The following is a 13720-nucleotide window of genomic DNA, read 5'->3' as shown; positions in this document are numbered from 1 at the left end:
TTACTACTAAACGCTAGTGAGACCTCCCCGAGTAAGGTGTGACAACCTTCCACTCATGTCACTGCTTCATTTACTGAAAGGGACTTGTGCAGTATTGGACTTTACTTTGTTATGCAAGCTCATCCATCTCAAATCAGCCTTGATATGAAGTTTCTGTTCGTCAGTGCGAGTGTTTGCCTCCAGCTTCCTTCAGATTCCACCTCACGATGGACACCCTTGCCTTCAGCTAACAGTTCCTACTGCCAGGCCTGCAGTGGACTTTCACCACCAAGTTGTCACCCATGCCGGGCGCACATAAAAACTCGTCCTATCTTTATAGGACGAGTTAAACTCGCGGTACCACCTAACTTATGCCAATTTTGGCATCGCTCAAACAGGTTAATGGCCTAGTGACCAGGTCAGGCTACTCACTTCACCCAACCAACTTGTAAGTTACTTCAAAAGTCCATGCAAGTTCCCACCAACCACTTGCTCGCTGACTTGACCTTCTACTTGTCTTACGCATCGTTATTAAAGACAGTTTACCATATTTTAACTTTTGTGCAAAGTCAGAGCTTATAAAATAGAGTCAAATTCTTCTTTTTCTTGGTCTTCAACCAGCTGTCCAGGATAGATAGTCTCAATTTTAAGACTAGCTAAGGCCTGGTCCATTAAATCCTCAATGTCTAAGGCTTGTTCATAGCGGATGGCATTGTCAACCTTGGGCTTGGTCTTTGGCTTAGTCGGGGCAAAAATGGTACAACAATCCTCATAAGGGAGGGTGGCCAAGTCATAGGTGTCAATCACCCGGGACAGGTCAATGATTTCATTTTTGTCCATAGCAACCAGGGGTCTTAAGACCGGGGTGGTGGTGACAGCATTAATGGCCTGCATGCTTTCCAGGGTCTGGGAAGCCACCTGGCCTAAAGATTCACCCGTTATAATTGCCTGACTGCCCCGGTCTTGGCGAATTCGGTCTGTGAGCCGGAGCATCATCCGTCTAGTGATGGTCATGGTGTAACCTTCGGGTATATGCTCCTTGATGGCCTCTTGGATGTGGGCAAAAGGCACTTCGATAAAGGTAACAGGCCCTCCGAACTTGGCGATTTTCCCAGCCAAGTCCTTGGCCTTGGCCAAGGCTTGAGGTGAGGTGTAGGGTGGGCTGTGGAAGTGGACAGCTTCAACTGTCATGCCCCGCTTCATGGACAGGTAGCCGGCAACTGGTGAATCAATTCCGCCTGACAGCATTAAACTTCCCTTGCCAGCCGTCCCGACCGGAAGTCCTTTGGCACCTGGTAGGGTGTCAGTTGAAAGATAAACAGCATCTTGCCTAAACTCAACCCGGATTCGTAAGTCAGGCTCTTCCATTTGGGCTTTGAAACCGGGCTGGGCCTGGATAACGGCAGAGCCTAAAATCCGGTTGAGTTCCATGGAGTTATAGGGGTAGTCATGATCCGCCCGGTGGGTATCAATTTTAAAGGTCATCCCCGGCTGAAACTTATCATGGGCCAGACTAGCGACCTGGTCTTTCACTTGGTCCAAGTCTTTCCCAACTTTAATGGCTGGAGATAGATTTTGGATACCAAAGACCTTTTGTAAGCGGTCCATAATTTCCGGGCCTTGATCAGAATTGTTGACCTTGACATGCATCCGGTCCCTGGACCAGGTCAGCTCAACCCGGTCTAAGTCAGCAACAGCCTGGCTAACATTCGAGGCCAAGGTTTTTATAAAGTCTTTAATATTTTTCCCTTTGGTGGATAATTCGCCGTATCGGATTAATATTTCATCAATTTGCATAAGACCTTCCTTTACTTGCTTTGTCTGACGGGTTCAAATTGCTGGTAAACTTTATCTAGAACCCTTAAAAATTCATCAACTTCTTCTAGGTTATTATCAAAAGATAAACTGATCCGAACAGCCGTTTGCGCATGGCCCGGCTTCACTCCCATAGCTAGGAGGGTGGAAGACTCTCGGTTTGACCGGCTAGAGCAAGCCGAAGTCGTGGACAGGTAGATATCTTCTTCCTCAAAGGCATGGACCGTCACTTCCCCCCTGACATTCTGAATGCCAAAGGTCAAGATATGGGGCGCCCCCTCTTGTGGGGAAAATAGGTCAATATCGGGATATTTGACTAGTCCCTTCAGGAGTTTGTCCCGGAGTTTCGGAAGTTGACTTTGGCCTGCTTGGTCTGTGACCATCCGCAAGGCCTTAGCCATGGCAACAATAGCCGGCAGGTTTTCTGTCCCACTTCTTTTATTTCCTTCCTGTCCGCCTCCTTCAACTAAAGGGGTCAAGTTCTTACCGGACTTCACGTAGACGAAGCCCACTCCTCTTGGACCGTGGAATTTATGGCCAGAGAAGACAGCCATGTCGACCCTGCTCTCCTCTCCTAGGTGAAGGTCAACCTGGCCCACTGTTTGCACAGCATCCAGGTGGAAGTGGACACTCGGATAGTCTTTTAGGATCTCTGAAATAGCTTCAATGGGCTGGACAACCCCCATTTCATTGTTCACAGCTATAAGGGAGAGGAGGATGGTATCCGGACGCAAGGCATCTTTAAGTTCTTCTAGGTCAATGTAACCTTTTTGGTCGACATTCAAATAAGTAACTTCAAAGCCCTGGTCTTCTAGCTCTTTCATGGTGTTCATGACTGCCGGGTGTTCAATCTTAGAAGTAATCAGGTGCTTGCCGTAGAAAGACTTCGCTCGGGCAGTCCCCTTGATGACCCAGTTGTCCCCTTCAGACCCTCCGGAAGTAAAGTAAATTTCTGAAGGCATAACCCCCATAATTTTGGCAATTTGGTAGCGGGCTTGGTTCAAGAGCTTGGAAGCTGTCTCCCCCAACTGGTGCAAGCTGGAGGGGTTGCCAAAGTAATTTTGACTAACCTTCACATAAGACTCCAAGGCTTGAGGATAAATGGGGGTTGTAGCACTGTTATCAAAGTAAATCATTTGCCTCTCCTTTCTTTAAAACTGCTATTGTTAATCTGACCGGACTACTCGGCTTCCACTAAGGCAAAAGGACCCCAAATAAAAGCTAGCTTTGGAGTCCTGCTTGATAAATACTTATTGGTCTTCTTTGTAATCGTCTTGGATAGACTGGACTAGGTCAGGATTTATTTGACTGAGTTTGTTGCGGACAACCATATAGGAAGACTCGTAGTCATAGTCCTCATTGAAAAGTTTCTCACTCTGGGCGATGGCCTGGTCCACATCCCCTTCTTGGTCCTTGTACTGGTAAAGCTTCTGGGCCATTAATTCAGTTAAATTAGCATGGGCCAAGAGCTTTTCGGTCTCTTGGTCTAACTTGTTAACCTCTTCCTGGCAAATTCGGATTAAGTCATGGATTTTTTCGACTTTTAACCGGGGCCGGTTTAACTCTTCAGACAAGTTGGCCAAGAGTTTCATTACATAGGTATAGTACTCACTGTAGCTAGCCGGAACACCGGGTAAGTTTTCCCGGAGGATCCGGCGCCGAAGCCCCTTAGCCTTCCTTTCCATTTTGTTGAGCTGGTCCTTCAATTGAACTTCTTCATCTCGGTAGCCATATAGCTGGTCAGTCACAGCATTCTTGACATCATTTAAGGAAATCAGTTCAGACTTGATGAAATTGAGGTTTTTAAGAGCTTCGGAATAGGCCGTGAAGTTATTGTCTAGGTTATCGACAATCTTGTCAAACTTGCCTTCTAGGAACTCAACTGAATCTCTTAACTCGCGGATTTGGTCTGCTTCATTGTGTATTAGGACATAGCTTTGGGACACCCGGTCAATTTCAAAAAAGAGGACCCGGACTTCTTCCCTTAAGTAGTATAAGGCTTTTTGGACCGATGGAATCAACTGGTCACTTTCATTTTTAGCAGAAATTTCGACTTCCATTCTTTCATAGATCTGGTCTATATCCAAGGAAATGGTCCCCGCTAATTCCTTGGCCTGGGCAAGTTGCAGACCACCAATTAACTGGTCTAGTTCTTGGATCCTGTCTTCGACAGACTCCACTTCCTGGGGAATAGGCGGCCCATTAAAAACAAAGCCTTCATTGATGAGCTGGTCAAAAGAAGACTCAATTTCTTCTATTTGAGGGTAAAAGTCCTGGTTGATTTGGTCAATGATTTTAGGGATATCATCCAGGTAGGCCTGCATCTCTTCCAACATGTCGTGGAGGTGCAAGATAACGGACCGACCCTCTTCATGGTCACCCCAACTGGTTACCTTGTCAAAATGCTTGAATTCTTCTTCCATATCCGCTAACTTATCCTCCAAGGCGTCAACGGCTTGGCCATACCACAAGGAATTTTCAAGTAAGTTTTTCCGGACTCCTTCATAAGACTTTTCAATCTCATTTATTCGGTGGGCATTGGCTTCTTCTCGATTGATAAGCTCCTCTAAGGAGTCAGATAATTTCACCATGTCCCCCTCGATAGCTTCTAGTTCCTGGTGGGCTAAATCTTGCTGGTCCTTGGTCTGCTTAAAGTGGTAGCGTTCATTCATCTGCTCGGCTTGGAAGAGATGGTTCTCAACCGTAATATTCCTTCCAGCCAAAATGTCTTCCCACATGTCTTCCAAGCTATCGGCATAGTCTTGAGACCGGCCACTGATGTCCATTTGACGGACCTTCTCTAAACGCTGGGTGGGCAAGCCTTCCATGAGAGCCTTTTGTCGGTCTTTTAATTCCACAATGTTATTATAATTTTGTCGCTTTAAAATAAAAAAACCAATAAAGGCCACTAGGATAACCAAAAGCACTAAAATGATAGTGAGTTCGATAGGCATGTTTTTCCTCCGTTCAAGCTAGTTAAAAACTAGAAATTTATACTCTAAACTAGTATATCAAAAATGTAGCAAGTATGTTATACTGTTCTTAATTTTTACATTAATCTGCCCAGAAAGTTGGTGAAAAAGTGTCTGATCCAAAATCTATCTTAAAAAAACTCCAGGACCTTATCCGGGGTGAAAGTGACTTTGTCTCCATTCTCAGTAATACCAGTGCCCTTTTATACCAGGACTTGCCCAATGTTAACTGGTTAGGTTTCTATCTTTGGCAGGAAGACGAGCAAGAACTCCTAGTCGGGCCCTTCCAGGGCAAGGTGGCTTGCTACCGAATAAAAACCAAGCAGGGTGTCTGCGGCACGGCCTTTAGTCGGAAAACCAGCATCCGGGTGGCAAATGTCCACCAATTTCCGGGCCATATTGCCTGTGACCCAGATTCTAAGTCAGAATTAGTGGTTCCCTTAACGCGGAAGGGTGAAGTCATCGGGGTTATCGATATTGACTCGGCCCAAGTCAACCGCTTTAGCCAGGAAGACCAAGAATTAGTGGAAGCTTGTGCCAAAATTTTGGACCCCTACTTGTAAAGCATGAGTCAAGCTTCCCGACGAACCCAAAAGATGACTTCCAGACAAGTAAGCAAAGTGAAAGCCCGCAGCTTGAAAACTGCGGGCTTTTTGCTTTGCCAAATAATCCTTAACGGTTGTAGAACTCAACAACCAAGGATTCTTCAATTTCTTGTGGCATTTCTTCACGTAATGGCAACCGGGTCAAGCTACCTTCTAACTTATCTTCATCGAAAGTCAAAAAGTCCGGTCTACCGTAAAGAGATTCAACTGATTCGGTAATAACGGAAAGGTCTTTTGAACTTTCTTTAACTCCAATGACTTGACCAACTTCAACTGAGTAAGACGGGATATCTACCCGTTTGCCGTCAACTGTAATGTGGCCGTGGACGACCAATTGGCGGGCTTGGCGCCGAGTTGAAGCAAGACCTAGACGGTAGACGATGTTGTCTAAACGTCGCTCAAGCAAGATCATAAAATTGGTACCCTGTTTACCTTCACGGATTTTGCCTGACTTATTGAACAAGTTCAAGAATTGTCGTTCGTTCATTCCATAGAGATAACGTAATTTTTGTTTTTCTTTCAATTGTAAGCCGTATTCTGACAACTTGTTACGGCTAGTTGGGCCGTGTTGACCAGGCGCGTAGGGTCTTCTAGCTAATTCTTTCCCGGTTCCTGAAAGGGAAATACCCAAGCGACGGGATTTCTTCCAGGAAGGTCCTGTATATCTTGACATGAAAATTCCTCCAATAAATTTTTTTGGAGTAAAATAAGAGTATGGAAGTCAGTGGTCGTACATTTCCTTTTAATTTTCACTTATTGCAGCCGCTAGCTACTCATTCGCACATCTTGTGCAAGGAACTGTTGACGGTTCCACCCTTCCTCGCTGCATTATTTTACACAGAATTTATCATACCTTATAATCCTGCTAGTGTCAATTCTTTTCCCTTTAAAAATCAAAATTTACCGGTCTAATTTAAAATAACAGTCTAGACTTTGCTTGTATAGGGGTAAAATCTTGTCGAAAGTTTCCTTAATGTAATCTTCTTGACCTTGGTCATCTTCTAACAAGGGACTGTCTGGTCTAATGATTCTCCCAAGCATGATTTCTCCTTTTTTAACGTTAACTAAGCGGTCCACAGTCTCCTCCATATTGTCTTGATTGAGGTCAAGAAGGTCTGTTTTCGTGTGGTCTTGGGAGATATAAAAGTCTCCGCTTAAATTCTGCCAGTGATTCGGATTAGCTTGAAATTCCTGGCCAATTTCTTTTCTATATTTTGGGTTGTCGATCAAAGCTAGACCGATAAAAATATGGTCAGCGTTGATTTGAACTTGAAGGTGGGGGTATTTCTTATAGCCTCGGTTATTGCCACCAAAGGCACACCAAGTCGCTTCTGGGGGGTTAACAGTACGTCTTAAGTGTTGGGCAATATGAAAGCCCAGGTCACGTCCAGTAGAGTTATTAATATAGTCTTGAAATTCTCCTTGTAGGCCTTGGAAGATGGGTTGGATCTGAGACCGTATCTGGTCCATCCGGTCATCCAATCCTTGAACCTGAAAAATATCAAACATCTCTTGCTTAAATAATTCCATGTTTTCACCTCTTTAACTTGATTATAGCAAAGACCTGAACATTTTACCGAATCGTCATTCCAATTAGGGCCGAAAGACGAAAATTTTATTCTGTCATTTTATAAAATATTCTTTGAATAAAGTAAACTTAATTTTTAGGTAATTAAAGGTTAAGCCGTCTGAATTGTTATAAACCTTATCTCTTAAGCCCTTACAATAAAAGACAGGACTTAACCTTATTCTAATTTACATTTGTGGAAGCGGGCAATAATGGTATAATAATTCTGTAGTTTTATTTTAAGGAGGAAATATTTTATGATAATTGGTGTACCTAAGGAAATTAAGAATCTAGAAAATCGTGTTGCCTTAACACCAGATAACGTTAAGGTTTTAGTAGATGATGGTCACACTGTCTTGGTCCAAAGCCAGGCTGGTGTAGGTTCAAACTTTAATGACCAAGCCTATGAAGAAGCTGGGGCAAAAATTGAAACCAGCCCAGCTGATGTCTGGAAAGCTCAAATGGTCGTCAAGGTTAAAGAGCCTCAAGAAGAAGAATACGACTACTTCTACGATGGCCTCATCCTATTTACCTACCTTCACCTAGCTAATGAAGAAAAATTAACCAAAGTTTTAGCGGACAAAGGTGTCACTGCTATTGCTTATGAAACCATGGTTAAAAACGGCAAACTCCCTCTCCTGACCCCAATGAGTGAGGTTGCAGGTAAGATGGCGGTTCAAGCCGGGACCAAATTCCTGGAAAAAATCAACGGTGGGAAAGGGGTCCTTATCGGTGCTGTTCCAACTGTTAAACGGTCAAAAGTTGGGATTATCGGTGGGGGTGTCGTTGGTGAAAATGCTGCTAAAGTTGCCCATGGTATGGGGGCTAGCGTGACCATCTTAGACTTAAACCCTGAACGCTTGTCAGAATTAGACAATATCTTCAACGGTCAAGTCGAAACCCTTATCTCTAACCCAACTACTATTGCCAACACCGTTAAAGAATCAGACCTTATTATTACCGGGGTCCTTGTCCCAGGTGCTAAAGCGCCAGTCCTCATAACCGAAGAAATGGTTAAATCAATGGATGAAGGGTCAGTTATCGTGGACATTGCGATTGACCAAGGTGGAAATGTGGAAACTTCAACTCACCCTACCCTACACAGTGACCCAGTTTACATCAAACATGGGGTCATCCACTACGCTGTTGCTAACATCCCTGGTGCCGTTCCTCGAACTTCTACCATTGCCCTAACCAACTCTACCCTGCAATATGCCCGTCACTTGGCTAATGACGGAATCCAAGCGGCTAAAGAAGATCAAACCATTTACACTGGTGTCAATGTCTATCAAGGTAAAGTAACAAACGAGGCTGTGGCCCATGCCTTTGATTTGGAATACACTGAATTAAACCGATTGCTCGATTAATCTAATTGATAAAGACCTTTAAAAAAGCGATCAGACTTTTGTCTGATCGCTTTTTTTAGCTTCATTATCTGGAAAAACGCTATTAGAATTCAAGTCTAGTCAAAGACAACTGAAACTTCTTCTATCATTTGGGCTAAGGCCTGGGTCCCACCTTCACTGAGATACCAAACGTCTGGTGTCAAGTAGACAATATTGTCTTTTTGGTAGGCGTCTGTTTCTTGTATCAGTGGGTTGTCGGAAAATTCACCAGCCTCTTGGTCGCCCCCGATAGCTGCTGTCCGGTCAATAACAAAAATCAAATCCGGGTTTTGGTCAACCACGTATTCATAAGAGACGTCCATCCCGTGACGGGAAGCTTCAATTCCAGTGTCAACTGGTTCAAAGCCAAACAAATCATGAACAAAGCTGTAGCGTGAACCACTACCAAAAGCTGACAAGGCTCCTTCGTTGGTCATCAAGACCAGGGTGGATAAATCAGAGGCTTCATTTTGCTCTTGTAGGTCAGACAGGGAGGCTTCCAAGTCACTTTCAATTGCACTTGCTTCATCCTCTAGGTTAAAAATTTCCCCGTATAAACTAAGGTTTTCTTGAATAGAAGCCCACAAGTCACCGTCAGCATCTGACATATCCAAGGTCGGGGCCACTTGACTAACCGCATCATAGTTATCACTAGACCGTCTAGCGACAATAGCTAAGTCGGGTTCTTCGGCATTGGCGATCTCCAAGTCAATTTCATGCAAGGTCCCAGCCACCGGTAAGTCAGCAAACTCTTGCAGGTGGTCAGGCAAATTATCGGTTGCGGTTGCGACAACCCGGTCAGCTAAACCCAGGTCCTGGAGAATGTCTAACTGGCCGTTGTCAAAGACAGCTAGCCGTTCTGGATCAGATGGCAAACTGACTTGGTGGCCTAGTGGGTCGGTTACTTCCAGTTGGGCCTGGTCTCCATCTGCTTGATCCTCTTCTCCTTCTTCATCTTCTTGGTCTGCCCCAGAGTCTTCACTTTGACTTCCCTGGTCTTGGTTCATCTCTTCTTGGCTGTCTTCAACTTGGCTAGTTTCTTCCTGGCCGGATTCATTAGGGTTCTGGTCGTTTTGGCAGGCAGCTAGGGTTAAACTTGATAATAATGATAGGTAAATTAATTTTTTCATAATATCCTCCTAGTCATAGTAAAGAATGACTTTTTTATTGTTTCTTTCGATGATTTCAATATCCATGTTAAAGAGTTGGTCTAGAGTTTCCTTGGTCAAGACCTGGTCAGTGGGGCCGGACTTGAAGAGTTGGCCGTCTTTCATGGCAATAATATTGTCAGCATAGCTAGCCGCAAAGTTAACGTCATGGATGACCGTGATAATTGTCTTGCCTAAATCATCAACCAACTTGCGCAAGGTCTTCATCATGGCAACCCCGTGGGTCATATCCAAGTTATTCAAGGGTTCGTCCAGCAAGATATAGTCTGTATCCTGGCACAAGACCATGGCAATTAAGGCCCGTTGCAATTGACCACCAGACAAGGTATCAATATATTGGTCTTTTAATTCTTTTAAGTTTAGGTAGGTCAATGCCTTGTTGACCTTGTCCCAGCAGTTGGCATTTAACCGACCCTTGGTATAAGGAAATCGACCAAAACAGACAAGTTCGCTGACGGTTAGGCGGACATTCATGTTGTTGGTTTGCTTCAAGAAGGCCAATCGTTTAGCTAGGTCATTTTGCTTAAAGGAATTGACCTCAGACCCGTCAATGATAACGGAACCCGAATCTCTAGGAATGAGTCGGCTGATAATCTCTAAAAGGGTACTCTTGCCGGCCCCGTTTGGACCAATACAGGCAGTCATTTTGCCTTTTTCAATGGGAAGGGTTACATCCGAAACGACAGTTTTTTCACCAAAAGTTTTGCTGACATGGTTCAAATCCATCATGATACTTGCTTCCTTTCTTTAATAATAAGGTATAAGAAATAGATGCCACCGATCAGTTCAATCACAACACCAATCGAGGTGCGAACAGGCAAGAGGTGTTCCACTATAAACTGGCTGGCAAGCAACAAAAGAACAGTAATGAAAGATGCGGTTAAAAACAGCCAGGTGTGATGGTAGGAAGGCATGATTCGGTAGGCCAAGTTAGCTCCTAAAAAGCCAAGGAAAGTGATGGGACCCACTAAGGCTGTGGAAACAGCCGTTAAAATACTGACCAAGATAAATAAGTAAAAATATTCCCGGTCGACATAGACTCCTAAACCCTTGGCATAGACATCCCCCAAATGCAAGACATCCAAGGTATGGGAGTGAAAAAATAAGTAAATCACAATTGGAGCTACAATGACCAGGCTGAGCCAGATCAGTGAAGAATCGACCGTGTTAAAGCTAACCAAGGTCCGGGAAAGAATAGTCTGGAATTCATTGGGGTCAATCAAGGCTTGGAAGAAGACAATTAAGTTACGCATCAAGGTCCCAAAAATCAAACCGGTCATCAGGAGGAGGAAAATCCGGCCTGGGTAAAGTTTGAAAAAGATGTAGAACAAGCCGAATGAGGCTACCACCATCAAGACAGTACTGATGATAAAATTCAGCTGGCTAGACCGGCCTAGCAAGTGACCTGACCCAAAAAAGAAGATGATCAGGGTTTGGAACAAACTATACAGGCTATCTAGTCCGATGATATTGGGACTTAAGATATTATTTTTTGCTATGGTCTGGAAAACTACGGTCGCTACCGCCGTGGCAAGACCTACCAAGGCAAAGACAGGTAAGCGGCTGACCCTTAAATTTAAGGCGAAGGCCAGGTTGCCCCGGGTATTGTAGAACAAGTAAAGGACAGTTAAAATAAGGACTGACAAGCCTAACCAGACCAAGTGCAGGTATGGCTTCTTATTTTGCAAGCTTACGCTCACCCCTCAAAAGTAAGAATAAAAATAGGATGCTTCCCGAGACTCCAACCACGACAGAAATTGGCAGTTCATATGGGGCTATGACTATCCTTGCTAAGATATCACAAACGATGGTAAAAACTGACCCAAAAATTGCCGTTGGTAGGAGCATTTTCTGGAAGTTATCCCCTCCTTTCAATGAGATCAGGTTGGGCACAATAATGCCAATAAAGGGGATGGACCCAACAGTCAAAAGGACTGCAGTGGTCCCAAGGGCAACTAACAAGATCCCAACCAGTTCAATCACTCGGTAGGACACCCCTAACTCGGTGGCCATTTCCTGGCCCAAAGCCATTACTGTAAAGTAATGGGCAAACAAGTAAATCAAAATAAAAACCGGAAGAGCTAGGAAGATTAATTGGTAATTATCTGAAGTCACCAGGGAAAAATTTCCTTGAAACCAGGAGTTGGCATTTTGAACGAGGTCATAACGCAAGGCTATGTAGGAACCAACAGAGCTGACGATATTGCCAAACATCATCCCGACCAAGGGCACCATCATCGACTTATTCCGCTTGACCGTTCGCAAGAAGAGAAGAAAGATCAAGGTCCCTAAACTGGCACAAACAAAGGCAAAGAGGATGCGCTGGAAGTATGTAGCTCCAGCAAAAATCACCATGGATAAAATGGCTCCAAACCGGGCCGATGCCATAGTCCCAGCTGTTGTGGGTGAGACAAACTTATTCTGGGTTAACTTTTGCATCAATAATCCTGCCACTGACAAGCTAGCCCCTGCTAAAACCAAGCTAATGGTCCGAGGCAACCGGGTCGTTAGAAGGACTTTTACCTGCATGTCATCTAAAGACAGTAAATGGTTGACGCCTAAGTCATGGACCCCAACAAATAAGGAAACAAAAGATAGGACCAAGACTAGGGCAATCCCAATAAGCGGCAGGTAGCTGGACTTTCTTCTTTCATCCAACACCAGTCTTCCTTTCTTTTAATTGAAAACGATTATCATTATCTATACATGTATTGTAACGGACAATCTTTTTTTTGGCAATAATAAAAACTAAAATAACTTGATTTTATGTAAAAAATTCCATTCTACTATTAATAAAAACAATAAAAGAAGGATAGCAAGTTACTATCCTTCTTTATATTATTCTAATTAACTAGCTTATTGGAGGGTCAAAAACCTAGGCCAATCCTTGGGCTAACATTGCTTGGAAGACCTTGTCAGCACCAGCAATATTAGCTCCCAAGATAAGGTTCTTGTCATCCCCATAATCTTTGGCGGCCTGGCTACAAGCCTGGTAAATATCCTGCATAATGACTTGCAAGTTTTGGTCAACCTGGTCAAAGGTCCAAGACAGGCGCTGGGAGTTTTGGGACATCTCTAAAGCTGACACAGCTACCCCACCAGCATTGGCTGCCTTGCCGGGGCAAACAATGATGTCATGATCAAGCAAGACCTCCAGGCCGTCTTTAACCACCGGCATATTGGCCCCTTCGGCAAGTAAAAAGACGCCGGAACTAGCAATATTTTGAGCCTGGGACTCTGAAATTTCGTTCTGGGTTGCACAAGGAAGGGAAATATCATAATTGATATCCAAATCCCATACTGATTCCCCTTGGACGTACTTGGCTTGCCCCCCTTTTCTTTTATACTCTGCTAGGGTATTGTTAGGGTTACTTTTAATAGCAATGACTTGGTCAACGTCAATCCCATCAGGGTCATACAAGTAGCCACCTCGGTCAGAACAAGCTAGGACTAAGCCGCCAAAATCTTGGGCTTTTTTGATAGCATGGCCAGCCACATTGCCTGACCCCGAAACCACAATCCGCTTGCCCTCTAGTGAGTCTCCGCGATCTTTTAAGAGGTCATCCACAAAATAAACCAGGCCATACCCAGTCGCTTCAGTCCGGCCGACACTCCCACCAAAGGTCAAAGGCTTACCAGTGTAAACCCCAGGTGTAATCTCTCTTAACCGTTTGTACTGACCGTACATATAAGATATCTCTCGCTTGCTAACCCCTACGTCTCCAGCAGGCACATCATAATCAGGACCAATATATTTTTGTAGTTCAGTTACAAAGCTTTGGCAAAAGCGCATGATCTCATTATCAGACTTGCCTTTGGGGTTAAAGTCAGACCCACCCTTACCTCCTCCAATCGGAAGATTAGTTAAGCTATTTTTAAAGATCTGTTCAAAGGCTAAAAACCGGATAACACTTTCATTCACACTGGGGTCAAAGCGGATACCACCCTTGTAGGGACCGATAGCGGAATTAAACTGGACACGAAGTCCTTCATTGACCCGCCAATTGCCTTGGTCATCTTGCCAAGGTACACGGAACTTAATGACCCGCTCTGGCTCAACCAAAAGCTCCAAAAGGTTATGGTCTTGGACTTCCGGATGTTGGTCTAAGTATTTTTCCAAGGAGGTTAAAACGTCTGTCACAGCCTGGTTAAATTCTTCTTTTTCCGGGTGCTTGGCCTTAACTTTATCAATCACTTGCTGGATATATTCTTTGCTTGATTCCATACA

General features: G+C 44.3%; 12 protein-coding genes and 1 other annotated feature. Of the genes, 2 read left to right on the top strand and 10 right to left on the bottom strand.

Features of this window, described 5'->3' with window-relative positions; translation table 11 throughout:
- Positions 1 to 313: 313 nt before the first annotated feature.
- Positions 314 to 514: a binding site (T-box leader), on the bottom strand.
- A 41-nt stretch (positions 515 to 555) separates the two neighbouring features.
- The 3 genes from thiI to HMPREF9698_RS00770 all read right to left on the bottom strand — a co-directional run bounded on the left by thiI (position 556) and on the right by HMPREF9698_RS00770 (position 4748).
- A complete protein-coding gene (thiI, locus tag HMPREF9698_RS00780) occupies positions 556 to 1776 on the bottom strand; it encodes a tRNA uracil 4-sulfurtransferase ThiI (RefSeq protein ID WP_003776312.1) in 1221 nt (406 codons plus the stop codon).
- A gap of 11 nt (positions 1777 to 1787) precedes the next feature.
- Positions 1788 to 2930, bottom strand: a complete 1143-nt coding sequence (locus tag HMPREF9698_RS00775; RefSeq protein WP_003776310.1) for a cysteine desulfurase family protein — start codon at positions 2928 to 2930, stop codon at positions 1788 to 1790.
- Between the two features lie 114 nt (positions 2931 to 3044).
- A complete protein-coding gene (locus tag HMPREF9698_RS00770; RefSeq protein ID WP_003776308.1) occupies positions 3045 to 4748 on the bottom strand; it encodes a septation ring formation regulator EzrA in 1704 nt (567 codons plus the stop codon).
- 128 nt (positions 4749 to 4876) lie between these two features.
- Between HMPREF9698_RS00770 and HMPREF9698_RS00765 the strand changes: the two genes are divergently transcribed.
- Positions 4877 to 5329, top strand: coding sequence for a GAF domain-containing protein (locus HMPREF9698_RS00765; RefSeq protein ID WP_003776306.1), 453 nt, complete (start codon positions 4877 to 4879; stop codon positions 5327 to 5329).
- 109 nt (positions 5330 to 5438) lie between these two features.
- Here the strand turns inward: HMPREF9698_RS00765 and rpsD are convergent, their stop codons facing one another.
- Together rpsD and HMPREF9698_RS00755 are read right to left on the bottom strand one after the other, a co-directional pair.
- Positions 5439 to 6044: a 30S ribosomal protein S4 gene (gene rpsD / locus HMPREF9698_RS00760; RefSeq protein ID WP_003776304.1), complete on the bottom strand. Its 606-nt coding sequence runs from the start codon at positions 6042 to 6044 to the stop codon at positions 5439 to 5441.
- A gap of 227 nt (positions 6045 to 6271) precedes the next feature.
- Complete coding sequence (locus tag HMPREF9698_RS00755) at positions 6272 to 6901, bottom strand: DUF1054 family protein (protein WP_003776303.1); 630 nt, start codon at positions 6899 to 6901, stop codon at positions 6272 to 6274.
- 294 nt (positions 6902 to 7195) lie between these two features.
- Here HMPREF9698_RS00755 and ald point away from each other — a divergent pair, with 294 nt between their 5' ends.
- Positions 7196 to 8305 carry an alanine dehydrogenase gene (gene ald, locus HMPREF9698_RS00750; RefSeq protein WP_003776300.1) on the top strand — a complete coding sequence of 370 codons (1110 nt, stop codon included), beginning with the start codon at positions 7196 to 7198 and terminating at the stop codon, positions 8303 to 8305.
- Between the two features lie 95 nt (positions 8306 to 8400).
- Here the strand turns inward: ald and HMPREF9698_RS00745 are convergent, their stop codons facing one another.
- From HMPREF9698_RS00745 to gdhA, 5 genes are all read right to left on the bottom strand, one after another.
- On the bottom strand, positions 8401 to 9453 hold the full coding sequence (locus HMPREF9698_RS00745) for a siderophore ABC transporter substrate-binding protein (RefSeq protein ID WP_003776297.1): 1053 nt from the start codon (positions 9451 to 9453) through the stop codon (positions 8401 to 8403).
- 9 nt (positions 9454 to 9462) lie between these two features.
- Entirely contained in the window at positions 9463 to 10221 is a 759-nt protein-coding gene (locus tag HMPREF9698_RS00740) for an iron ABC transporter ATP-binding protein (RefSeq protein ID WP_003776295.1), read from the bottom strand.
- The gene (locus HMPREF9698_RS00735) at positions 10218 to 11180 is read right to left on the bottom strand and encodes an iron chelate uptake ABC transporter family permease subunit (protein WP_003776291.1); all 963 of its coding nucleotides are present in this window, start codon (positions 11178 to 11180) and stop codon (positions 10218 to 10220) included. The genes HMPREF9698_RS00740 and HMPREF9698_RS00735 overlap by 4 nt, the downstream gene beginning before the upstream one ends.
- Positions 11170 to 12123, bottom strand: coding sequence for an ABC transporter permease (locus tag HMPREF9698_RS00730; protein WP_040292361.1), 954 nt, complete (start codon positions 12121 to 12123; stop codon positions 11170 to 11172). The genes HMPREF9698_RS00735 and HMPREF9698_RS00730 overlap by 11 nt, the downstream gene beginning before the upstream one ends.
- Positions 12124 to 12367: 244 nt before the next feature.
- Positions 12368 to 13717, bottom strand: coding sequence for an NADP-specific glutamate dehydrogenase (gdhA, locus tag HMPREF9698_RS00725; RefSeq protein WP_003776289.1), 1350 nt, complete (start codon positions 13715 to 13717; stop codon positions 12368 to 12370).
- Between the last annotated feature and the right edge of the window lie 3 nt (positions 13718 to 13720).

It is taken from the genome of Alloiococcus otitis ATCC 51267 (assembly GCF_000315445.1).
GTDB lineage: Bacteria > Bacillota > Bacilli > Lactobacillales > Carnobacteriaceae_A > Alloiococcus > Alloiococcus otitis.
The sequence above is the reverse complement of the archived record's forward strand: the minus strand, read 5'-3'. Positions and strand labels throughout refer to the sequence as shown.

What these genes read in the sequence shown, in the direction of transcription:
- rpsD (WP_003776304.1), bottom strand. Translation starts at nt 6,044, where the DNA reads ATGTCAAGATATACAGGACCTTCCTGGAAGAAATCCCGTCGCTTGGGT.
- HMPREF9698_RS00770 (WP_003776308.1), bottom strand. Translation starts at nt 4,748, where the DNA reads ATGCCTATCGAACTCACTATCATTTTAGTGCTTTTGGTTATCCTAGTG.
- ald (WP_003776300.1), top strand. Translation starts at nt 7,196, where the DNA reads ATGATAATTGGTGTACCTAAGGAAATTAAGAATCTAGAAAATCGTGTT.
- HMPREF9698_RS00755 (WP_003776303.1), bottom strand. Translation starts at nt 6,901, where the DNA reads ATGGAATTATTTAAGCAAGAGATGTTTGATATTTTTCAGGTTCAAGGA.
- HMPREF9698_RS00740 (WP_003776295.1), bottom strand. Translation starts at nt 10,221, where the DNA reads ATGATGGATTTGAACCATGTCAGCAAAACTTTTGGTGAAAAAACTGTC.
- HMPREF9698_RS00745 (WP_003776297.1), bottom strand. Translation starts at nt 9,453, where the DNA reads ATGAAAAAATTAATTTACCTATCATTATTATCAAGTTTAACCCTAGCT.
- thiI (WP_003776312.1), bottom strand. Translation starts at nt 1,776, where the DNA reads ATGCAAATTGATGAAATATTAATCCGATACGGCGAATTATCCACCAAA.
- HMPREF9698_RS00775 (WP_003776310.1), bottom strand. Translation starts at nt 2,930, where the DNA reads ATGATTTACTTTGATAACAGTGCTACAACCCCCATTTATCCTCAAGCC.
- gdhA (WP_003776289.1), bottom strand. Translation starts at nt 13,717, where the DNA reads ATGGAATCAAGCAAAGAATATATCCAGCAAGTGATTGATAAAGTTAAG.